General features: G+C 54.8%; 28 protein-coding genes and 3 pseudogenes. 20 read left to right on the top strand and 11 right to left on the bottom strand.

All coding sequences use genetic code 11. The annotated features are described in order from the left end of the window. Positions 1-61 precede the first annotated feature (61 nt). The 5 genes from RTI30_RS06415 to RTI30_RS06395 all read left to right on the top strand — a co-directional run bounded on the left by RTI30_RS06415 (position 62) and on the right by RTI30_RS06395 (position 5,881). Positions 62-424, top strand: a complete 363-nt coding sequence (locus tag RTI30_RS06415) for a hypothetical protein (RefSeq protein WP_312283484.1) — start codon at positions 62-64, stop codon at positions 422-424. 533 nt (positions 425-957) lie between these two features. After that, positions 958-2,001: a transglycosylase SLT domain-containing protein gene (locus tag RTI30_RS06410; RefSeq protein ID WP_312283483.1), complete on the top strand. Its 1,044-nt coding sequence runs from the start codon at positions 958-960 to the stop codon at positions 1,999-2,001. Between the two features lie 67 nt (positions 2,002-2,068). Further along, positions 2,069-5,014, top strand: a complete 2,946-nt coding sequence (locus tag RTI30_RS06405; RefSeq protein WP_312283482.1) for an ATP-binding protein — start codon at positions 2,069-2,071, stop codon at positions 5,012-5,014. Positions 5,015-5,228: 214 nt separating this feature from the next. Further along, positions 5,229-5,468 carry an AbrB/MazE/SpoVT family DNA-binding domain-containing protein gene (locus tag RTI30_RS06400; protein ID WP_312283481.1) on the top strand — a complete coding sequence of 80 codons (240 nt, stop codon included), beginning with the start codon at positions 5,229-5,231 and terminating at the stop codon, positions 5,466-5,468. Then, entirely contained in the window at positions 5,465-5,881 is a 417-nt protein-coding gene (locus tag RTI30_RS06395) for a type II toxin-antitoxin system VapC family toxin (protein WP_312283480.1), read from the top strand. The genes RTI30_RS06400 and RTI30_RS06395 overlap by 4 nt, the downstream gene beginning before the upstream one ends. Before the next feature lie 81 nt (positions 5,882-5,962). Here the strand turns inward: RTI30_RS06395 and RTI30_RS06390 are convergent, their stop codons facing one another. After that, positions 5,963-6,094 (bottom strand): hypothetical protein, encoded by a 132-nt coding sequence (locus tag RTI30_RS06390; protein ID WP_312283479.1) that lies wholly within the window; start codon positions 6,092-6,094, stop codon positions 5,963-5,965. A 252-nt stretch (positions 6,095-6,346) separates the two neighbouring features. Here RTI30_RS06390 and RTI30_RS06385 point away from each other — a divergent pair, with 252 nt between their 5' ends. The 6 genes from RTI30_RS06385 to RTI30_RS06360 all read left to right on the top strand — a co-directional run bounded on the left by RTI30_RS06385 (position 6,347) and on the right by RTI30_RS06360 (position 10,405). Then, positions 6,347-8,500, top strand: coding sequence for an ATP-dependent RecD-like DNA helicase (locus tag RTI30_RS06385; RefSeq protein ID WP_312283478.1), 2,154 nt, complete (start codon positions 6,347-6,349; stop codon positions 8,498-8,500). A 249-nt stretch (positions 8,501-8,749) separates the two neighbouring features. Beyond that, the gene (locus RTI30_RS06380; RefSeq protein WP_312283477.1) at positions 8,750-8,977 is read left to right on the top strand and encodes an Lrp/AsnC family transcriptional regulator; all 228 of its coding nucleotides are present in this window, start codon (positions 8,750-8,752) and stop codon (positions 8,975-8,977) included. Positions 8,978-9,231: 254 nt separating this feature from the next. Next, complete coding sequence (locus tag RTI30_RS06375) at positions 9,232-9,504, top strand: HU family DNA-binding protein (RefSeq protein ID WP_312283476.1); 273 nt, start codon at positions 9,232-9,234, stop codon at positions 9,502-9,504. A gap of 88 nt (positions 9,505-9,592) precedes the next feature. Further along, a complete protein-coding gene (locus RTI30_RS06370; RefSeq protein WP_312283475.1) occupies positions 9,593-9,946 on the top strand; it encodes a hypothetical protein in 354 nt (117 codons plus the stop codon). 13 nt (positions 9,947-9,959) lie between these two features. Further along, positions 9,960-10,097 carry a hypothetical protein gene (locus tag RTI30_RS06365; protein WP_312283474.1) on the top strand — a complete coding sequence of 46 codons (138 nt, stop codon included), beginning with the start codon at positions 9,960-9,962 and terminating at the stop codon, positions 10,095-10,097. Beyond that, positions 10,094-10,405, top strand: a complete 312-nt coding sequence (locus RTI30_RS06360; RefSeq protein ID WP_312283473.1) for an HU family DNA-binding protein — start codon at positions 10,094-10,096, stop codon at positions 10,403-10,405. Before RTI30_RS06365 ends, RTI30_RS06360 begins: the two co-directional genes overlap by 4 nt. A gap of 712 nt (positions 10,406-11,117) precedes the next feature. Here the strand turns inward: RTI30_RS06360 and RTI30_RS06355 are convergent. The 3 genes from RTI30_RS06355 to parA are packed head-to-tail and all read right to left on the bottom strand — an operon-like array spanning position 11,118 to position 13,298. Continuing rightward, positions 11,118-12,401, bottom strand: coding sequence for a replication initiator protein A (locus RTI30_RS06355; protein WP_312283472.1), 1,284 nt, complete (start codon positions 12,399-12,401; stop codon positions 11,118-11,120). A 37-nt stretch (positions 12,402-12,438) separates the two neighbouring features. Beyond that, positions 12,439-12,672, bottom strand: a complete 234-nt coding sequence (locus RTI30_RS06350) for a hypothetical protein (protein WP_312283471.1) — start codon at positions 12,670-12,672, stop codon at positions 12,439-12,441. Further along, positions 12,669-13,298: a ParA family partition ATPase gene (gene parA, locus RTI30_RS06345; RefSeq protein WP_312283470.1), complete on the bottom strand. Its 630-nt coding sequence runs from the start codon at positions 13,296-13,298 to the stop codon at positions 12,669-12,671. The genes RTI30_RS06350 and parA overlap by 4 nt, the downstream gene beginning before the upstream one ends. Positions 13,299-13,492: 194 nt before the next feature. On the opposite strand from parA, the gene RTI30_RS06340 reads away from it, so the two are divergent. The 3 genes and pseudogenes from RTI30_RS06340 to RTI30_RS06330 form a co-directional block, all read left to right on the top strand. Beyond that, a complete protein-coding gene (locus tag RTI30_RS06340) occupies positions 13,493-13,732 on the top strand; it encodes a ribbon-helix-helix domain-containing protein (protein ID WP_312283469.1) in 240 nt (79 codons plus the stop codon). Continuing rightward, a complete protein-coding gene (locus RTI30_RS06335; RefSeq protein WP_312283468.1) occupies positions 13,732-14,151 on the top strand; it encodes a putative toxin-antitoxin system toxin component, PIN family in 420 nt (139 codons plus the stop codon). The genes RTI30_RS06340 and RTI30_RS06335 overlap by 1 nt, the downstream gene beginning before the upstream one ends. Positions 14,152-14,438: 287 nt before the next feature. Then, a pseudogene (locus tag RTI30_RS06330) lies at positions 14,439-14,543 on the top strand (ATP-binding protein); the annotation flags it as partial. A gap of 284 nt (positions 14,544-14,827) precedes the next feature. Here RTI30_RS06330 and RTI30_RS06325 read toward each other — a convergent pair. Then, positions 14,828-15,736, bottom strand: a complete 909-nt coding sequence (locus tag RTI30_RS06325) for a tyrosine-type recombinase/integrase (protein WP_312283467.1) — start codon at positions 15,734-15,736, stop codon at positions 14,828-14,830. Positions 15,737-15,922: 186 nt separating this feature from the next. Between RTI30_RS06325 and RTI30_RS06320 the strand changes: the two genes are divergently transcribed. The 6 genes and pseudogenes from RTI30_RS06320 (at position 15,923) to RTI30_RS06295 (ending at position 18,288) form a co-directional block, all read left to right on the top strand. Beyond that, entirely contained in the window at positions 15,923-16,294 is a 372-nt protein-coding gene (locus RTI30_RS06320) for a hypothetical protein (protein WP_312283466.1), read from the top strand. After that, positions 16,269-16,736 (top strand): hypothetical protein, encoded by a 468-nt coding sequence (locus tag RTI30_RS06315; protein WP_312283465.1) that lies wholly within the window; start codon positions 16,269-16,271, stop codon positions 16,734-16,736. The genes RTI30_RS06320 and RTI30_RS06315 overlap by 26 nt, the downstream gene beginning before the upstream one ends. Before the next feature lie 16 nt (positions 16,737-16,752). Beyond that, entirely contained in the window at positions 16,753-17,217 is a 465-nt protein-coding gene (locus RTI30_RS06310) for a S24 family peptidase (protein ID WP_312283464.1), read from the top strand. Between the two features lie 25 nt (positions 17,218-17,242). Then, on the top strand, positions 17,243-17,461 hold the full coding sequence (locus RTI30_RS06305; protein ID WP_312283463.1) for a hypothetical protein: 219 nt from the start codon (positions 17,243-17,245) through the stop codon (positions 17,459-17,461). Between the two features lie 224 nt (positions 17,462-17,685). Next, positions 17,686-17,988, top strand: a pseudogene (locus tag RTI30_RS06300) (type II toxin-antitoxin system RelE/ParE family toxin). Positions 17,989-17,991: 3 nt separating this feature from the next. Beyond that, positions 17,992-18,288, top strand: coding sequence for an addiction module antidote protein (locus RTI30_RS06295; protein ID WP_312283461.1), 297 nt, complete (start codon positions 17,992-17,994; stop codon positions 18,286-18,288). Positions 18,289-18,688: 400 nt separating this feature from the next. On the opposite strand, the gene RTI30_RS06290 is transcribed toward RTI30_RS06295, so the two are convergent. The 6 genes and pseudogenes from RTI30_RS06290 to RTI30_RS06265 all read right to left on the bottom strand — a co-directional run. Next, on the bottom strand, positions 18,689-19,207 hold the full coding sequence (locus RTI30_RS06290) for a GNAT family N-acetyltransferase (protein WP_312283460.1): 519 nt from the start codon (positions 19,205-19,207) through the stop codon (positions 18,689-18,691). Further along, entirely contained in the window at positions 19,208-19,504 is a 297-nt protein-coding gene (locus RTI30_RS06285) for a DUF1778 domain-containing protein (protein ID WP_312283459.1), read from the bottom strand. Positions 19,505-19,696: 192 nt separating this feature from the next. Then, complete coding sequence (locus RTI30_RS06280; protein ID WP_312283458.1) at positions 19,697-19,837, bottom strand: thioredoxin family protein; 141 nt, start codon at positions 19,835-19,837, stop codon at positions 19,697-19,699. Between the two features lie 11 nt (positions 19,838-19,848). Beyond that, positions 19,849-20,226 (bottom strand): carboxymuconolactone decarboxylase family protein, encoded by a 378-nt coding sequence (locus tag RTI30_RS06275; protein WP_312283457.1) that lies wholly within the window; start codon positions 20,224-20,226, stop codon positions 19,849-19,851. 118 nt (positions 20,227-20,344) lie between these two features. Further along, a pseudogene (locus tag RTI30_RS06270) lies at positions 20,345-20,638 on the bottom strand (IS3 family transposase); the annotation flags it as partial. Next, the coding region (locus RTI30_RS06265) for a hypothetical protein (protein ID WP_312283456.1) at positions 20,628-21,010 on the bottom strand (383 nt) is incomplete at its 5' end. The pseudogene RTI30_RS06270 and the gene RTI30_RS06265, both read right to left, overlap by 11 nt.

The following is a 21,010-nucleotide window of genomic DNA, read 5'->3' as shown; positions in this document are numbered from 1 at the left end:
AAATCGCCCATTCTTGACCCCGTTCGAGACCCTATTTCAGGTAGTTTGAAATGGCGCCATTATGCCGACCCTGGGTGGCGCCATTAGGGTGACCCGTGACAACACGCTGCTCGACTACATACACGCCAAAAATGATGCGGTCCGGATCATCAATCACGCAGATCTGGCTCTCTCCGACGAGCCCACCAATCCACTGGTGATGCCTGGTCCGAAGAAGAAGAAAGACACTGCAAAAGATGAGCAGACCGAGGCCGAGGCAAAGGCAAAAAAGGCGGAGTACGTCGCAAAGCTTAAAGAGAAAAAGAGGCAGGAAGCACGAAAGAAAAAGATGCGCGAGGCTCTCGAAGAACGCGCAAAGCGGGACGGACCTGCTAGCCCGGCTGCCAGGCGACTGCGATTCCTGATCAAGAAGGAGAAAAAATGAAAAAAATAAAACATATGTATATCATGTGGTTAAGGCTGATTTGAGGCTGAAATACGGTATATGAAAAGTTCATACGAAAAAAACGTACTAACTCACTGTATAACAATGGATAAAAGCTTTCCATGTTTCTTATCCTCGCTTCTTGACGGAAATTTCCTTTGCAAGTTAGGCGAGCATGATCCTGGGAAACAAGAAGGCCGTAAAATCTTGCGGTTCCCTCAAAATGAAAAAGAAAATGAATCGTAGTTTCATGGTGTTAAAACCAATATATAGTAATTCCAATGATATTTACGCAATCATTATTTGTAATCAGCGCAAACTTGCACTTATGGAAAATATATTACCTATAAAAAACATGATACTAGATGCTCATATAACAGCAATGAAAAATAAATTCGCATACATTATATTGTCATCACTCGCCATGACTGCTACGAAAAATAGAAAAACTATCAGAAACAATAGATAAGAGATGCATACAAGAGCAGGATCAAAAAATAGTAATCATTATCTTAAAAGCAAAAGAGGGTACTATGCGGAAAAAGAAAGCAACGAGAATCGCACTAGCATCAGCCATAGCCCTATGGGCCGGCCCCATACTGGCAACACCGGCAACACCTCAGTCATCGCCACAATCAGCACCCCAAACGGCAGCGCCACAAACACAAGATGGCATCCCGGTATATGTCCCGATTCCAGAGATCTACCAACAATGCGACACCTACAAAGCGCCGCCGATCTTGCTGGTAGCCGTCTCCAACGTAGAGAGCGGAAGAAACCCATGGGTCATCAATGACAACACGCTACTTCATAAGCACTTGCCTAACGACTTCTACTTGCACAATGCACAGCAAGCTATCGCCAAAGCTACCCAGCTATTGGGTGAAGGCCACAACATTGACATGGGGATAATGCAGATCAACTCGCAATGGGTGCAGAAAGGGAGGTACACAGTAGACCAACTCTTTAACCCATGCGACAACATCGGCGCTGGGTCTTGGGTATTCATAGGAGGATGGAACGCAACAAGCGGGGTCCAACCATTGAACAACAGAATGCTAGAGTCATTAGCTATCTACAACTGCGGACACCCATACAAAAACATACAATGCAATTACGGCGTCAAAGTGCTGGACACCATCGGAATCCATGCAACGGTTCCGGGATACAACTGCCATACGAGCGTTCCCATTTTCAAGCCATGGCACAACTATCTCAACGCAGACCATTACACCTCAACGCTGAAGCGAAGACTGGATGATGCAACTCGTGACGTTAGCAACTGGGGGAAAAATGTTTGGGACCAAACCAAGCAAACTATCGGGAACGCGAAGAGCGACATTGAGTCTTGGACGGGCCAGAGCAACGGGAATCAGCAGGAGCAAGCGTCACACCACAGCAAGGCAAACAGCACTGGCAATACCATCAAGGGCATATTGCTGATCGTGCTCATCCTGCTGCTGATCGTACTGCTCATCTACTTCGGGATCATCCCACTGGGCTCACTCGCAGCGTGGGCAGCGACGCAAGTTGGCACCGGCATTTTGAGTTTGGCAGCAAGTGCAGGAAAGGCGTGAAGGATCAAGTAAAGAACATCGGGAAGAACCACGAGTGACGTTTTGACAGAAAAGGATGGGAGGAAAAATGAAAGAGCAAGTGCACGTCGCGCGATATTGGAGACAGGCAGTTTCGGAGTCCGCCTATGCACACATCGAAGTGGGCGAAGGGACGCGAGATGCGTTTCTTCTGAACGGAACTTCACCGAGTGAATGGGTCATCAGCAAGGAAGTCTTGCGCGGCATCGGACGTGCAAGGGGCGGAAACTTTTTGCTCGGCTTCGGCGGTGTTTTCCGTATGACGGGACGCGAAGGGTTACGCCGTATCGTGCCGACGATCCTCGTACCAGTGGAAGTCGATGACAACGGAATGGTCACACCAGACTTTGAAATCACGGGTCCATGGTTGCAGCGAGCGATGTTGTTCTCGCCTTTCAATCTTGCGTCACCGGAGAGTGCGGACTGGCGCATCAGTGAGCGCGCCATGATGCAAGATGCAGACGGAAAATTGATCGAAGACCTGCCCTGGGAAGATCAGTGGCAGATGGCGATTGCGATGGTGGATCGCATCACACAGATCATCACCGAAGCACGGTGGAGCGCCGATGGCGGTGCGACAGTCGCAGAGCAACTCGACAAAAGATTGCCGGAAGGCTGGATCACAGAAAAGAGCGTTTTGTTCATCCCGACCAATCCGGCAAATGTGAACCGGACACAAATCACCGGACCAATGCTCGTGGCATACGATCACATCGTTGAGCGATTTCAAAATGGAAAGCCAGTGCCACAAATTGCCATTCGCTACGCAGACCCACATGCAGATGAAGCGATCTTTTTGCAGACAGGCATCAGCGGCGATGAGCGCGTTCATGCCATGGGGATGCACCTGGGGCAGATGAGCAATTCGTACTCCATGGACAAAACGCAGCGCCGCGTTGTAGAGACACAAGCCATGATGCTCGAAGGCGGGATTGCTGCCGTAAGCGGACCACCAGGAACCGGGAAGACGACACTCATTCAGGGAGTAATTGCAGACGCGCTGATCCATTCCATCATCGAAGGGCAGGGTGAATCGGGAAAGGTACTCATCGCATCCACCAACAATCAGGCGATCACCAACGTCCTCGATGCACTGTCGAAAGTGACGGGATACTCGCGCCTCGCTCGGCGCTGGTTGCCACAAATCGACAGCGTGGGATTGTACCTCTCCGCTGCATCCAAACTGAGCGAGCAATGGCCGACCTATGCGTTTGTGTCACGCGACAGCGGACAGGAAACGGCCATCGGAAAGTTGGGAGAAGCGTATCGCAACGGAGAAGCGTGGTCGTACTTTCGTTCCATGTTCCGCGCCGAGTACAGCATCGATGTGGACAGCCCGGCGGAAGCAGCAGAACTTTTGGAACAGCGGTTGCGCGACATCGTGGCCAAGATCCGCGAGCGCATCGATGTGGCCAGAGAGGCCAAGGCGATCTACGCAACGGCGCGACACCTACGCAAGAAACGCGGATACGACATTGGCGCAGAATTGGGATGGAAGGAACAGGCCAAGGCAATCCAACAATTCGTCCAGAAGACCCGGGCAGAAGAATCGGGAGTGATGGGCAAACTGAAATCCATCATCGCATCGAAAGAGAAAAAGAACGCGGAACTCACCGAGCAACTACGCGCCATGGGAGCGCAGGATGCGACCTGGGAAAACATCGACGCCTGGTGGGCAGAGCTCGTACAGGACATCAAGAGTGCAGCGGCGGTTTCCCAAAAAATGCGGAACATCTTTGGTCAGGGAATCCGGATGGATGCGCTCGCTGCCGTTCCGGCCATCGAGGATCATCCGACTATTACCGCCATCAACGACGAACTCGACAAGAGCTTGCGGGCGGAAGCGTTCTGGACCGCATTGCATGTGAACGAAGCCCGCTGGTTGGTAGGCATGGGGACGCTACGCGCCCCAGGGAACGGGCAGCAAACCGTTGGTTGGGATTACGCCATCGAAGAGGATGCGGTACGCAAAATGTGGGATCTGCGCTTCCTGGCATTCCCCGTCATGGTGAGCACCTTGTACTCGGCACCACGGTTCTTCCAGCACGGCAAGGACTACTCTCCGCTGTTCGGACTGGTGGACACAGTAGTGATCGACGAGGCAGCGCAGGTATCGGCGGAACTCGCCTTGCCGACCGTAGCCCTTGGCAATCGATTACTGATCGTGGGTGACGAACAGCAGACGGAGCCGGTATGGGCCCTGAGCGAATCAGTAGATCGGGAACTGGTCGAGCGTTACCAAGTTCCCGAAGCCTACGAAACTTTCCAGGCAGGCGGCATGAGCGCCTACGGGAGTAGTGTGCAGGTACGCGCCTATTCGGTGGACAACACGGGCTACCGGGAGGGCAACGGCGGGCGGCGTGGACTGATGCTGCGGGAACATCGCCGGTCCGTTGAACCGATCATGCAGATTTTCAATTCTATTTCCTATTCCGGCGTACTAGTCTGCAAGCGGGAACCCAACCCCGTCGCAACGCAAGCGGGGATCCTGCCGCTGGAATACCTGCATGTACCTTCCTGGTCGATGAAGGTAGGCGAGAGCCGCGCCAACCCGATAGAGGCAGCGGTGATTGCAGCCTTGATAGCCAAACGTCGCAATGCGTGGTTGAAAGCGTACAACAAGGATTCCCTGAACGATGTACTGGGCATCGTGACCCCATATAACGCCCATGCGCTGGAAATCCGCGATGCACTGGCCAGGCAGGGGGTCATCGAGAACCTCACTATTGGCTCCATCCATAGCCTGCAGGGGGCAGAAAAGCCCATCATCATCCTGGCCCCGGGTATTGGCTATGGGAACTCGACGGCTTTCTTTGATAGCTCGCCAAACATGCTCAATGTGGCCATTTCCAGAGCCCAAGATGCCTTTCTGGGCCTGCACGGGTACGGGAAAGACATCCATGCTGCGCGCTATCGTGGCAGCGGCTGTAGCCGGCATAGAACGCCATCCCATGGAGATAGGGCAATAGGGGGCGCGGTTACCAATCTATATTGACGGATGCACCGCGAATTCAGGAAATGACAAGGGTACCCCAAAAATGTCCACACATTTCAGGCTACCTCATGGCAGGGGAATCGGACACCTGCTTACACAATGGATTGAAAAAGCCTCGCCATCGTCAAGGCGAAATAGCGGATAGCCGAATTGTCATCCCCCCAATGAAGGCCTATGCTTTCGCATAGGTCATGAGAGAATAAGGGGGTGTGCCATGTCTACCGAACGGCATGTCCGAATTTTCTACAATGGGTCCAATCAGGCCATTCGGATCCCGAAGGAGTTTGCCTTGGACGCAGACGAAGCCATTCTCCGCAAGGAAGGAGATCGTCTCATCCTTTCGCCTATTCCTCGCCAAAATCTCCTGGAAGTCTTACAGAGTTTATCCCCGGTTGAAGAAGAATTCCCCGATGTGGATATCGACCTACTTCCCTTGCGGGACGTAGATCTGTGACGGCCGCTCTCTACCTACTCGATACCAACATTATTTCAGCTCTGGCCAGAGATCCTCATGGACCCGTTCAACAGCACATCCAGGCCGTGGGTCCGCAAGCGGTATGCACCTCCCTCATCGTGGTCAGCGAGTTACGCTATGGGTTACGAAAAAAAGGGTCTGCCAGGCTTACCGACAACATCAATCGCATTCTTGCGACCATGACCATCCTGGCATACTCCCCTCCGGCAGAAGAGGTCTATGCGGAGATTCGTCATACTCTTACTTTGCAAGGTACGCCAATCGGACCCAATGACTTTCTCATCGCTGCCCATACCTTGAGTGTCGGGGCAACATTGGTTACGGCTAATACGAGCGAGTTTTGCCGAGTGCCCCATCTTGCTGTCGAAAACTGGCTGTTACCCATGGCATAGGAAGGTCTCTTGCCCAATAGCTCGCGCAGCCGCTCCATATCACGGCTGCAGCGATGGCACCCAGGGCGAAACCAGAATCCCTTATCGGGAAATCGCAACCAGGGCGCTGCCCGCCTCCTTGCCGATGCTGTGGATGGCGTTGGTTTTGGCCATGGCGGGGGCCAGCAGTGCGGCGATGATCATGGCCAGATAAGAGAGTTTGTGATGGAACATGCTCGTATCCTTTCTCTGCTTCAGGGGAGGATTCCCTGCTTGGTATTATGCCCCATTTTTCGCTTTTTTCGGCTCGTGTTGCGCGTCATAGGGTAAGATAGCAAATAGGTACGGCTGTGCGCGGAGAGCGATGGTGGATCAAGAGAATGAATCCCGCCGTGGAGGCAAAAAGAGGCGTGTCCCTTTCCCCAGGAGGGGGCACTTCCCAGAGGCTGTCAGAGAAAGCGTAGGCGATTGGGCTCGGGAGGTAGGGTGAACGAAACCATCATCGGAACCGTCCAGAAGCTGGTGTACTCGGCACAGGACAGTGATTTTCGGGTCTTGAACATTCTCCCGGACGGAAAGGACGAGACCCTTAGGGTGATCGGGAGATGGGCAGAGGCCCGCACCGGGATCCGCATCGAGGTATCGGGGGGGTGGGAGAAGCGCAATAAAACGGGGGCGCTGCAATTTCACGCGCGGAGCTTCGTTGCATTGGTCCCGGATGATACGGAGGAATTGATCTCCTGGCTGGGATCCGGCGTGATCAGGGGGATCGGCCCGCCGACGGCGCGCAAGATCGTCGAGGCCTTCGGCGAGGAGACCGTGGCGGTGCTCGACACCCAGATCGAACGGCTGCAAGAGATCCGGATTCCCCAGAAGAAGCGGGAACAAATCGCGGCATCCTGGAAGCAGGCTGCGGGATCCCGGATCATCCTGCAATTCCTGCGCTCCGTAGGCCTTGGGCCAGAGCGATCGACAACCGTATGGCGGCAGTTCTCCGCGCATCCCCGGGTTGGCAACGACCCGAACCGGTGCGTGGCCCTGCTCAAGGAAGATCCGTATCTCCTGTCCCTGGTGCCCGGGATCGGCTTCCTCCAGGCAGACAAGGCAGCCGGGGTATTGGGCCTGGCAGCGGATCATCCCTCCCGGATCCGGGCGGGGATTTACCATGCCCTGCAGCAAAACGAGAACGATGGACACGTCTGGATCCGTCAGAACGCCCTCCTGCCAGAGGCTCGAGAGCTCCTGGGCGTGGCGGATGACTCGATAATAGAGCAGCTCGCGGCCATGGAGGGCGATCGACTCAGCGCCCGGCATCATGCGGAGGAGACGGTCTATGCCATCCGGCGCACGGCGGAAGTGGAGAAGAAACTGGCCCAGGAGATCCTGCGGCTGACCGGTCCTGCTCCCAAGATCAAGATGCGATTCCCGGAGGGATTCCGGCCGGATCCTACCCAGGAAAGGGCGCTCCGGCAGATCCTTGGTTCCCGGCTGGGCGTGCTCACCGGCGGCCCAGGCATGGGCAAGACCACCCTCATCCGCGCCTGCGTGCTATCCGCCCAGGAAGCGGGTCTGGACGTGTCCCTGTGTGCCCCGACGGGCCGTGCCGCGAAGCGGATGGAAGAGGCAACCGGCGTCCCGGCAAGCACGATCCACCGCTTGCTCGGGGTCGGTCGTGGCGGGGACGTCAAACACGATCGCAACAACCCCCTGGAATCCGACTGGGTGATCGTCGATGAGGTCTCCATGCTGGATCAGCAAGTGGCCCTCTGGCTCCTGCAAGCGATCCCGGACCATGCCCGGCTGCTGTTCGTCGGAGATCCCGACCAACTCCCATCGGTCGGTGTCGGACAAGTGCTGGGGGATCTCATCGAGAGCAACGTCGTGCCCGTGGCCAGGCTCACCAACATCTTCCGACAGGGCGAAGGATCGGGAATCCCGGTACTGGCCACGGATCTCCTTGCCGGGAAAAGGATTGATATGGCAACGGGAAACTATCCCAGTGTGCGCTTTATCGACACGAAGAGCCTGTCTGGGGATGCGCTGACACAATCGGTACTGGAGCAGATTCTTGCCCAGCGCGATGATCTGGAGTGGGAGATCCAGGTTCTCACGCCCATGCGTCAGGGACCCCTGGGAACCGTGGCCCTCAATTGCGCCCTTCGGGAAGCCTACAACCCGCCCTGTGGCCAGGCAGCCTACGGCCGGTTTCGGATCGGAGACCGGGTGATTCAGACCAGGAACAACTACGACCTGCAGGTCTTCAACGGCGATCTCGGCGTGGTGACGGGCATCGTTCTCGATGAGGACGGAGAAAGCAATGGCCTGATCATCGATATCGATGGCCGGCAAGTACTCTATGGGAGCCAGGCCACCCAGGACCTGGAGTATTCCTACTGCCTGACCATCCACAAGGCCCAGGGCGGGCAGTTTCCCGCCGTAGCCCTGATCGCCACGACTCAGCATACCCCCATGCTCAAGCGGAACCTGCTCTATACGGGTGCGACCCGGGCCGAGAAGCACCTGCTGTTCATCACCAGCCAAAAGGCCCTGGAAAGGTCCGCCCAGACGACCGGCATCGCCCAGAGAAAGACCCGCCTGTCCCAGGATCTGGCAGAAGCACGGGGGCGGATGGCTCCCTGACGTTCTGCCAGTCGGTCCCCAATTATCTGCTCGCGGACATCCGTCTTGCTGCCTGGGTGCACCTCGCGCTTCGCAAGGTGGATGGCCATCCGTCGATCAGGCGCTGGATGCGCTTGCTGCATTCGGGAAATAAAGCCTGCCTGCTGCGAATGGGTCAGATGGAGTTCTGTGGAGTTGCGCAAGGAAGGTCAGAAAAAGCCGAATCGCCCCCTTGTTGAAAAGAAAAGAAAAAGCTACCCTCCGCAGCCCATGGACAAGCTACTCGAACAAGACCAGAATCGATTACTGCAAGCCCTGCAAAACAACGGTCCCCAGACCGCACAGGAACTGTCCATAGCTTTACGGCTCACTGTTCCCCGGGTTACCAGCCTGTTATACAAAATGAAAGATGAGCACCTCATCCATAGCCCCCGTTGCACCACCGGAAATAAAGGCACGCCCATCAACGTCTGGGAAATTCTTGCCAGCAAAGACTGACTGGCGCTCTTTTCTCATCGTTTTCCTGCGTTGGCATTGGCAAGCCTGCCCTTCGGCTGCTACTGAATTCTCCCCGCGATTTGTACTTGGTATTGTAGCAACGGCTCAATCCCTGGTATGGAGGAATTTCTGCGGAGAATTTTGCAAACAAGACGGGAAATACCTCTGCAACTTCTTGCCCTACGGTAAAAATCGTCCTATGTTTTCCAAAAAGCGTCTTTTTTTACGACAAACAAGAGTAAAGGATTTTTCCCATGAACAAAGCTGAATTTGTAGCTGCCATTGCCGCCCATACGGGCCTATCCAAAAAGGACACCGATGCCTTCCTGCAGGGCTTTCGCAAGACCCTGGAAGAGTCCCTGCCCGAAGTCGGACGGATTGCCCTGCCGGGGATTGGGGTTTTCGAGGTATCAGAACGGGCTGCCCGCAAGGGTCGGAACCCCGCTACCGGTGCGGAAATGGACATCCCGGCCAAAAAGACCGTCAAGTTCAAGGCCGCCAAGGAACTCATCGAACACGTGCAATAACGCCCTTCCCGCTTCGTTTCCCTTCTATCCCCCGGGAGCAAAGAGGGATGGTTGTTTTCTTTCCCACAAGAACCTCTGGAGCTGACTCATGACCGATGCCCCTCGAAAAAAACGGATCCGCAGAACAGCTGAAGAACGCCTGGCCGAGCTCGATCGCAAGAAACAAGAAATCCTCGCCCGCCAACAGGAACAGCTGGCAAAGCTCGAAGAGCAGAAGCGCAGGCTCACCCAGACCCCGGCGCTGCGCAAAGAACGGCTGGAGAAGCAGAAACGCCTCTACCGTGCCCTGGCAATCCTGGCCCCCCAGTGGGATGAACGGCAGGTCATTGCGGCCGTAGAAAAGTGCCTCTCGGAAGATGCTGAGGCCTTGGCTAGCCGCGGGGATCAACTGCTCGCCGAACACGGCAAGGCCCGTCGGGGACGGAAACCCAAGAACGGCTGATTCTTAGGCAATCATGGGAAAGCCCGACCAGAAAGAACAGAGCAAGGCCCAGGCTGCCCAACGGCAACGCCAGGGAGAAATCGTCCGGGTCATCCTGGATCCATGGGCTACTACCCGCTGGCGGGCAATCCAGAAAGGGCTCACTCCATGAAGAAGACCGAGCTGACTCGCTGGGTCCAGGACCAACACCCAGAACTTCCCCCACGGGACGTCGATAGGGCCATCCGAGAAATCCTTTCCTACCTGGCCGATTGCTTGGCTGCGGGGGATCGGATCGAGATCCGGGATTTCGGGGTCTTTGAGACCCGCTTGCGTCCCGCACGCAAGGGTCGCAATCCCCGCAATGGGGCTGCCGTCGCGGTCCCCGACCAGTACCATGTCCATTTCAAGCCCGGTACCCTCTTACGGAAACAGGTGCAGGAAACCTATCTGGACAAGACCAGCTGGCTCACCGAGTAACACGATCGATTGCTCCAGCCAGGCGATATTCTCGGGTAGTCTTCAGCAATGATGACCCGGTCCCTTGCAGCTGTTGGGAGATCCTCCTCCTACCCACAGCCCTATCCTCCCCTGCCCTCATCCCAGCGTCAGCGTCCAAGATCTCTCTTCCAAAACCCGCCCAAAACGGTCCTTTTCCCCTTCCCCCTACCGGATGGTACCACCCCTACCGAGAAAGTCGCCTAATGGGCAAATTTGGGGCCTTAGCGGGGAGGTTTGCCCTACCCATCACCCCTCCCTCTCTCTTTTGCAGATTACAGGGGGGAGCCGAGCGCGTAGCGCTTGGGGGGACAGCGTCCCCCAGAGGGGGTCGACGCGGCAAGAGGGACGGAGTCCCTCGCGGACAGGGGGACCAGCAAGGTACCCGCCGCGTAGTCTTGCGCCCGGTCGCTTACAGCGACTTGTGGGCGCTCCTCAATTATCGGCTATGCTCTGCTTTCCTTCTATTCGTGCCTGCTACCGACGTTAAAATATTTTTAAAGTTAAAAGACGCGCGCGCGTTACGCTTCGAGATCTTCCCATTATATCAAATAAAAACAAATTGTTGAAAACAACATATGTGGGTGAAAACACGAATTCGCCGTGGGTGAAAACACGTGTCTATCCACAGGTAATCGTGGGTGAAAACACGTGTCTATCCACAGGGTGGATCTGGTGTGGGTGAAAACACGTGTCAGGTACTACGTTCTTCAATTGCCCTGGCGAGGCTATGCATTACTCTCTTTGTATTGGAAGCGTAGAATGTCACGTTGTCATCGTGCCCAAGGACAAAGTGATATTCTGGCAAGCTGTTATCCTCTTGGATGGCGCGCACTGCTCGACGAAACTCACGCAGAGAGGATTTGCTGCCCGCCTTTTTCTGAAGCAATTCAAGACTTATCGTCCACTGCTTCTGATGGCCACAATGCTTGCGCGCAATCTCGTATAGCCGCCGGGCCAAGGGCTTACGCAGTCGGAAATAGTCCGGATGTATTGTTAGCACTTCGAAGGCCTGTACAGCATTGTAGAGCCATTCTGATAGAGTGACTTCAACAGCTACCATACGCTCGTCAGTAGAAGACTTTTCAATGATTTTCCATCGATCTATGATGCCGAATCCCTCGCGAACCCTTGTGCTACCTGTCCGAATATCTGTTGCTATGGTCGTTCCACGCAGTCGCTCAAAGGCTTCGTGCAGTCTTTGGTATCCAGCTCCACTAGTATCCCGGTTAGTCGTCACCAAGAAGTCATATACCGTAAATCGTACGGTTCGATATTTAGCATCATCCCTACCCCGATTTAGACCCTCAACAAGCTGACTCACCACGTAGATGAGAACATCCTTATCGTGCTGTGTAGCACGTCCCAGCACAGATGGAGCGACCTTGACATATTTACTGCCGTCCTTGCTACGCCATTCCCAAATACTCAGGTCCGGCTTGGTCGAGAGGGTAAAGATCGGCGCTTCCATCGAAGCGCCATCGTCTTTCATAGCGTAATCAAACAGGTCAGCTAAGAAAAAATCTCGGTTTGGATGACGCACCTTGACTAATCCGCTTTTGTCTCTAGCGTACGGCACACGAGCAAGTCGATGTTTCAATGCCTGTAACGACTTTATTTCTTCTTGCTCTTCAGCCTCGATACTGGCGCGTTGCTGCTGCAGAACGTCCAACCTGGCCAGCAGATTACGGACCTCATCCGTTTCTATACCGCTAGCATTAAAAACATGGCGAGCCAGATCACGATTCGTGATCACAATCAGATCGGATAGTACGCGATGGTGTTCGCGTAACCGTTCGATTCTCTGCCGAAAAGCATTCTCTGGCGACTCCGAAGGGGTTTTTCTGCTATCGAGGAGATTGGGAACCTCATCTTTCACGGAGACGATAGAGGTCCCTGCGCCTTGAGAAGTCTCCAAATCATCAAATAGAGATGGCTGCCCCTTGCTGGTTTTTGGTTTTTCGAACTTACGGGGCATATGATGACCTTAAAAAAGCAAATACAGAATAACACATTTACGATTTACTGTATTTCTGTAAAAGAATTTCACGTATCTCATCAGCGATCTTGGTACCGCGCATTGCACATTGCATCTTGATGGAGCGGTGTAGACTTTCCGGCACATCGATCGTAAGACGCTTCATTGGCTCTTTCATATCGTTGTTACGGCTCTCTACCCAAGCATCAGCAGCGGCCAACGTGGGCTTACTGGTTGGTTTTGTTCCAAACTGGATTTTTTTCGTGCTCATCGTACAAACTCCATCAACTCGATTGCCACAGCCTTGATCTCAGCCGCTGCTGGCCCATCTTTATCGACCTCATGAACGGCCAAGCCTTGGGCTGCCGCCTCTGCGAAGATTACTCGCTGCGTAACGCTAGCGTTCATCGCTGGGATCGGGTAGGCCGCTAAGGCTTCACCAACGTCTCGACCTATCGCCGTATTTGCGATTTTACGATTAACAACAAATAATGATTTTAAGTTTTCTTTATAAACACGGGCCTCGTCAATAAGCTTTACTACCTCCTCTGCCGCCCAAATGTCATAAGGGGAGGGCTGCACAGGGATTAGTACCACGTCAGCAGCCATGATGGCTGACCTGGCTAAATCGGTAACGCGTGGCGGACCGTCAATGATGATGTGATCGTATCCCTGGCCAATTTGCGAGATTTCCTTGTGAACAGTTGGTCTTGGGAGACCAACTACGGAAAAAAGAGGCTCACTTTGCCTGGCTGCGGCCCAGTCTAAGGCGCTACCTTGAGGATCAGCGTCAATCAGCAGCACGCGCGCGCCCTCGACTGCCAATGTGGCAGCTAGATTCACACTAAGGGTGGTTTTGCCGACCCCACCTTTTTGATTAAGAACTCCGACAATCATTCTTTCGTCCTTTACGTTTTATCGTATCTGTAATTTTACGACGATGTTGAAATGCGATCAATCGTGAAACAGCTGGTGTTGTAGCCTGCGGCAGGTTGCGCTGATGGGTGTTACCTTGATCGGGTTCCTTACCATTCACCTGGCCAAGACGAACATATATAATGTTCTGTGTATATGCGCAGTCGAGGTGTGTTATGAATGCCATACGTTGGAACGTCGTTGTATCCCCCGATACAGACCAAACCGTTCGCATGTTTCTAGCTTCGCGGGGAGGGGGGCGAAAAGGCGATCTTTCCCGATTCATTGAGCAGGCCGTGCGAGCCTATATTTTCGAACGCTCTGTCGAAGAAGCCAAAAAGGCTAACGCGAGCCTGAGTGAAGAAGAGTTGGCCGCTGTAGTAAATGAGGCCGTGGAATGGGCACGTAATCACTGATGCGTGTAGTGCTGGACACCAACGTTCTGCTCAGCGCTTTACTTTCTCCCCATGGTGGACCAGACATCATCTATCGTGCATGGCAGAAAAACCTTTTTCCCTTGGTGACCTCCATGGCTCAGCTCGACGAACTGCGGCGTGCCAGCCGCTATGAGAAGTTTAAGGATGTGCTACAGCCATATCGGGTGGGCACAATGATCAATAACCTACAGCGGGCTATTGTGATCGATACGCCATCATCACTGCCGAACAACATCGAGGCAACTGACCCAAATGATACCTTTTTGCTAGCCATTGCCTGGGCCGGGGATGCCGACTACCTGGTAACCGGTGACCATCGCTCTGGCCTACTGCAGCAAAAGAGCATAGGTCGGGCTCGTATAGTGACCCCAACGATTTTCTGCAAGGAAGTGCTTTAAATCCTCGCTAAATTCTCTCCTTCATTCCTGCTAGCGTATTGGCGGATTCAATTTTCAAGGTATATCTATGCTGCACCCGGCGGCGATGCACCTGATCGGCGATCACTTCTGCCTCTGCTGGTCCGCGGATCCACTCCCGAACCTCTCGTGTCGGTTTGTGGCCAATCCTTCCCCAGCTACGGATCGTCTCCCACTCACCCCAAAGATCCTGCCGCAGGGACAGACAGGAATACCGGACTGTTAATCAGCCTGCAAAAGGGACCAAGTTAGGGGGTGGAAACAGCGTCAAAATGACCACTACCATTCTGGATCGCCTTACCCATCATTGCGACATCCTCGAAACTGGTAATGATTCCTACTGCTTCAAAAAACGGAGCTCTACCCCCTCTAAAACCGGTCAATTTTCAACGCTGATTGACAGTTATGACGTTTCGGCGGCCAGAGCTCGCAGGGTGCCGGAGAGACAAAATATGCCATTCTATCTTGCGGTCCTGGCCCCATGGTTCTGTGAATTGAACCACCCCGGATTTGATGGAGGCTTCCACCTTGCAGAGAATGGAGCCATGAACAAATCAAACGAGTTTTCCTCTGAAGTACGTGAGCGCGCTGTGCGCATGGTGCAGGAGCACCGTGGTGAGTACCCCCTCACTATGTGCCGCTATGGAGTCGATTCCCCTCACAACAAATGGAGATACCGGCTCGTTACCACGATACTGCTATGCCCCATGTTCTCCTGGACACGCCGGAGGTCCATGCCCTCGGCCAGCCAAAGGCTGGCGGCGGTGTGCCGCAGGAGATGGGGTCCCGCCTGGGGCTTGTGGATACCGGTACGCTCCAGCAGTCTGCGGATCACCATATAGAGCATGGCTGCGCTCAAGGGTTTGCCCTGGTCACTGAGAAACAGGGTATCGGCGGTACTGGGCATTCTCTTCCTAACATAGAGCCAAAGCTCCAGAGAATCCTTGGGCGGTGGAGGGAACCGTACCAGGCGCTCTTTGTTCCCCTTGCCAATGACCCGGATCCTCCCAGTGTAATAGCCGTTGAGATCGGCCAGCCGGAAGGTAACGGCCTCCTGGGCGCGTAATGCCGTAGAGAGCAGAAAATCCACCAAGGCAGCATCCCGGTATCCGGCAATGGTCTCATGGCGTTTGGCCTCGATGCGCAGTCGATCAATCTCCTCTCGATCCAGCACCGGGGGCAGTCTCTTTTGCTGATTTCCCCCGCGACCGCCACGCCGACCGCCTACCTGCCGGTTCTGCCGCTTTTCCTCCTGGAGGGCCTGCGCCGGGTGAAAGGGGAAACGGTGGGCATATTGTAGCCAGTCGAAGAACAGGCGGATCGCGGAGTATCGGACCATCTGGGTGGAAACGGGCGCGATACCCGACTTCCCCTGCACAATCCAGCGTTTCACCAATCCTACGGAAATATCCTCCATTTCTTCCAATCCTTCCGAATCTATATAATCGAGGAATCTGCGCACATTGGCTACATATCCCTTGATGGAGGCGGAAGAGTATGGTATCTCGAAATTCGGACCAGAGAGCCATTTTTGAAAGTCGCTCAGGTAGCTTTCCGGGTGGATCATGGGGTCTCCTGGGGTGGTAGAGGCATCCTGGTTAGGATAATAAAGAAATTATTCTAACTACAGTAGGGTATCTAGGATACCTTTTTACCCGTCTAGGCAATAAACTTATTCTAACATTACATTGTTCTAAGGCAAATAGTGGCTTAAACTTGCTTTTATAGAGAAGTTCACAGAGGAACGCCAACCATGAGAAACATCGACATGATCCCCGTAAAGCCGCCGATTCGCCGTGTCTGCGCAGATTTCCACGGAGCGGATGCGGTGGAGCTGGATATCCTGGAAGCGAGGCTAGGGATCAGTCGGGCGGCTCGTAACAAAAGTGAGCGTGATGCGGTTTTGATGGAGCTGGCGGTGCTATCCCTCAAAAAGCAGGTGGAAGCCTATTCGCAGCAAACAGGGGATCCCTACCCCAGTTACGATTCTCTGGCATCCTGGCTGGAATCTCGTCATGGTACTGAGATAAATGGCCATACGGCGGATCAGGCAATCAAGGCGCTGAACTCGCCCGATGGCCGATCCCAGGAAACTCCCCATGAACACCCAGAAAACGGCGTATAGGGCGGAGGAATACCTGTACGCCTGCATAGCGGCCGGGGGCGGGTCCTTGCTCTGGAATCGAGCAGAGGACGGGCGCTGGTATCAGGCCCAGGTTGTGGTCGATCTATTCGATTCATCCCTTCTGGAATTGCGTTGGGGGGGACCTCTCAAAAACCGCAACGCCGGGAAAACCGTGTTCCTCGATCCATTGGATGCGGCTGCAAGACGTACCTTGGTACGTCGCCTCTGTGCCCGCCGTGCCCAGCATGGCTACACCCTGGTAGAGCCCATCACCCTGCGGCATCAACGGAAGGAGTTGCTACCGGAAGGTATGGCCTACAAAAGGGGACCCACCAAGGAAAAGTCCGCTCCACCCGTTCCCCGGGAAGCCAAAAAGCCCGCCGTGCAGATCCTGCAGAAAAAGAGACGCCATATCGATCCCACGGAAATCCCAAAGAACTAGGGAAGAGGAGGGCCTAATGCTATCGCCGGAAAAAGTGGCCAAACTCCGGGCTGCTGGTCTGGAAATCCAGCCCATGCCCCTGCGGGGGAGTGCGGCGCGGTTGCCGTTATATCTCTCTCCCGTACAGGCTGGTACTCCGGCCCTGGCCGAGTCCGATCTTGCCGGCGATATGAATCTGGGAGACTGGCTCGCACCTCATCCGGATCGGTCGTTTCTGGTCCGGGTCCGGGGAGATTCCATGGTGGATTTTGGGATCTTCGATGGGGACCTGTTGGTTGTGGAAACTGGCCGCAGACCGCGCAAGGGGGAGATCCTGGTAGCCAAGATCCATGGTGCCTATACGGTGAAGCGACTGGGCACAGAGGAGGGCAAACCCGTCCTGCTGGCCGGAAACCCAAAGTATCCTTCCATTCCCATTGTGCCTGGAGAAATGCGGATTGGTGGCGTCGTGCGGAGTGTCGTGCGACGCTATGGGGACTAACCGATACCAACACAGAGGAAAAGGCATGAAAGGCACACGCAGGATCACCATAGAACCACGGCCCGATGCGCTCGGTGGTGGCTGGAATCTCCGTTTCCTGGAGGAAGAAACAGAAGTCGGTGGCGGAGTTTTTCCATTGGGTGAATACCTTGCCTCCACCACGCAAGAGAAAGAAGCCCGGCGATTGGCCTTCGAGGACGCCATGCAGGAGGCCTGGAGCTGGTTGGAAGCAGCAGGTGAGTGAGCCTTCACTGTCTAGCTTATAAATATCGACACCTTCATCCCCGCATATGGGGCAAACACCCCAATGCCGGCCTTTTCAATTAACCTTCACCCCCTCCCACCTGGTAGAGACCAGAATCAACAGGCTAGTCAACTGCGCTCCGGTTCCGAACCATCGATACGGTGAAGCAGATGGCCTTGTGAACTATGGTTTACAATAAATGATCCTGGATTTACAGTAGAAAAATGAAAGTCATATTGACCACTCCAACATTTGACGCCTGGTTTGATGCCTTGCGAGACGGAAAGGCCAAAGCGCGGATTAGTGCGCGGCTGCGCCGGGCGGAGCTGGGCAATCTGGGAGATTGTGAGCCGGTAGGTCGTGGAGTATCCGAGATGCGTATCCACTATGGACCAGGATACCGGGTGTATTTTCTGCAGCGCGGGCCAGAGTAGATTGTTCTTCTTGCTGGCGGTGACAAAAGCACCCAGGCCAGAGACATCCAAACGGCTTTGGATCTGGCATCGCAACATTCGGCAGGAGGATGACTTATGGAAAGTAACGAACTGAAAAAATGGGATGTGGTGGACCACCTCAGAACCGACGAAGAGATGGCCGCGTACTTTGACGCCTGCCTAGAAGAAGATCCCGGCGATGGCAGTCTGGTTCGCGCCGCTCTTGGTGATATTGCCAGAGCAAAAGGCATGACTGCTCTCGCACGGGATACCGGATTGACCAGGGAGGGCTTGTACAAGGCACTTTCCGCGAATGGTAATCCCGAGTTCAGCACGGTGATGAAGGTGATCAAGGCCATGGGCCTGCAGCTGCATGCAACGTGCGGCGAATAGCTGAGGTGCCCTGTAAATAGTGGACAGTTCCGTCTTAAGCGGCTACCCGTGTGAAGTACATATTCTGTTGATCGTGGGCGCCTGTTCTGGATTGATCGCGGGCACTTTTGCGTTTTTCCAGAATGGGTGCCCACGATGATCCAGAATATGCAGAATCACTTTAGAGCCACGGCCCGATGAGTTCGGTGGTGGAGTTTTTCCCTTGGGCGAATACCCCGCATCCACCACGCAAGAGAAGGAAGCCCGGCGATTGGTCTACGAGGACGCCATGCAGGAGGCCTGGAGCTGGTTGGAAGCAGCGGGTGAGTGAGTCCCACTGATTTTATTCTTGTCGCATTATACCCATACGAGAATGCCCATATATTTCAGGCTACCTTGGGGTTGGCGTTATAGGAAGTCGCTAGGCGAACAACGTCGCGATCTGCCCCATCGGCAGGAACAGGCGCAGCGGAGTCTGCTGAAATGGCTGGAAATCGAAATGCCGATAAAAACTTTCAGCCCGTTCGTCCTTCGCATCCACGATCACGGCCATGGCCGCAATCTGTTGGGCCGATTCCAGGCTGCGGCGCAAGGCGTCCACAAGAAGGAACTCCCCGACACCCTGGCCGCAGACCGAGCGGTCTACCGCCAGCCTGCCGAGCAGCGTGACCGGCAGTTGCCCGTAGCGCGGAAGCTGTTTCATCATTTCCAGCGGCAGTTCGATCACCGGGATGATGGATGACGACAACGTGTAGAAGCCGAGCACTTTGGCGTTGCCCGGCTGGGTGAGCACGAACGGCGCGGCGACACGCTTTTCCGCATCTTGCCGCGCCTGCTCGCGCAGATAGCGATTCAGATCGTCATTGCCGCAGTCAAAGGACTTGCGGTCGTGGGCCTTCTCCAGCGGATGGATGTGCTCCGGAGTAAGTACGAGCGCCAATCACAGCCCTGCCTTCTGACGGTAGCTCTGAACCGCCTTCTTGAGTCGTGCGCCCGGTTCGGAGGGAGTCAGCAAAGCGCTCACAAACGCAACCTGTTCCTCACGGGACAGGCGGATGACCTCGAGCTCCTGCACGATTTTGGCCGCCGCTTCTTGCGTGCTGTCGATGACGAACTCGCTCAAGGTGCGTCCGGTCAGGGCGGCGGCCCGTTGGAAAAAGTCTTTCTGGTCGCCGGAGACGCGCGCCTCCAGGCGCGCATTGCGTGGCTTGTCGTTGGTTTCAGGCGTATTCAGCATGGGCAGCCTCGCGCTGGGATCAGTTCAGGTTCCAAGATCATTTGTACGGCAATTGTCCGTATAGATCAAGATTAACCCCTGAGCTATATCTCTCCAACAGAAGCTGAGACAAACTGCTGGCGGCAACAAGCCAGTCAGGCCACTACGGTGGCCTGACTTAAACAAACCGGCCTCCACGAAAGTCGGGGCGGTTCAGTACTTCATGATCAAGGGAATGTTTGCGACCTTATCCACTTGCGCCTGTAGGGCCTTGGAGGCGATCACTTCTTCGATCAACTTTTGCGTGGCCTTGCAACTGGCGCAGCCCGTGCCGAGGATTTTGGTGTGGGTCATCGGATCAAGGATCAGTTTTGCGCGCCGACCAGGGCGTCAAACACGGGTTCGGCATCGCCGATGATTTTGGTGGCCATGGCAAAGCGCGCGATATGCACCGTCTCGAGCACCTTAGCCTTGGGAATGCCTTGCTGCACCACCTTGTCAGCCATGGCGCGCACGCAAGCTGGGCTAGAGCCGGCCAGCGCTGCGGCCAGATAGATCAGGGTGCGGGTCTGCTCATCGAGCGCGCCACCCTCGGGCATGGCGTGCATGCGCGAGCGCATGTGCTCCTGGATCAGACCATCATCCACCACGGTGGATTTTTCGATCGCGGCGGGCACACGGCCCATGCCAGCGCGCATTTTGGCAAGCAGGTCCTGTGCGGAAGGCATCGTCTGAGTCGTCATGAGGTAAGCTCCTAATTAACTGAGTAAAAATCGTTCCTGCTGTGAAGACGCAGCAGAGGGGAAAAGGATGCAAAAAGTGAGGCACCCTGTACATTGTGGACAGTTCCGTCTCCAACGGCTACCCGTATGACGGTTTGGGCAAACGCAGCGGGGCCAAATAGCCAAACCGGGAATGCCGACGTTGATGGATGGTAACAATCTCGATGTACTCCTGAATCGCTGCGCAGGCCTCCGACCGGGTCTCGAAGTGTTGCTGATGTACCCTCTCGTTTTTCAAACTGCCCCAGAAGCTCAAGATGGGAGTACTATCATAACAATACCCCTTTCTCGACAGGGAGGCGATCAAACCCTGTTGCTGGAGAATAGCGCGGTAGGCCTTGGCGCAATATTGGCTTCACCGGTCAGAGTGGTGGCAATGGACTGGCTTCTTTGGCAGCGGGAACGCCAGAGCGCACCCAGTTAACCAGGGTGCGTCCATGCGCGTAAATGTAGGGAACAACACTGGGATCTACACTCGATAGCTCTGCATAAACGCCGTCCGGCAACATGGTGAGCTGGACGTGAACAACATCGCGGTATTCGTATAATCGTTGGAAAAGAACATCCCAGGAGCGGATAGCTCTGCCTTTGGAAAAACGTTGTTTCATATCGCGGGCGTGGCGTTGCAATATCTGGGCGACTTCAGGATCCGTGCTGGTCGTCCATGCCCTGATACCATCGGATCGATGTTCGGTGCGTCGGCTGATGCTGGTATGGCGTTCCAGTAGAAGACGATAATCGGCCT

Origin of the sequence: Candidatus Igneacidithiobacillus taiwanensis, assembly GCF_031962545.1 — a bacterium.
Taxonomy (GTDB): Bacteria; Pseudomonadota; Gammaproteobacteria; order Acidithiobacillales; family Acidithiobacillaceae; genus Igneacidithiobacillus; species Igneacidithiobacillus taiwanensis.
The sequence above is the reverse complement of the archived record's forward strand: the minus strand, read 5'-3'. Positions and strand labels throughout refer to the sequence as shown.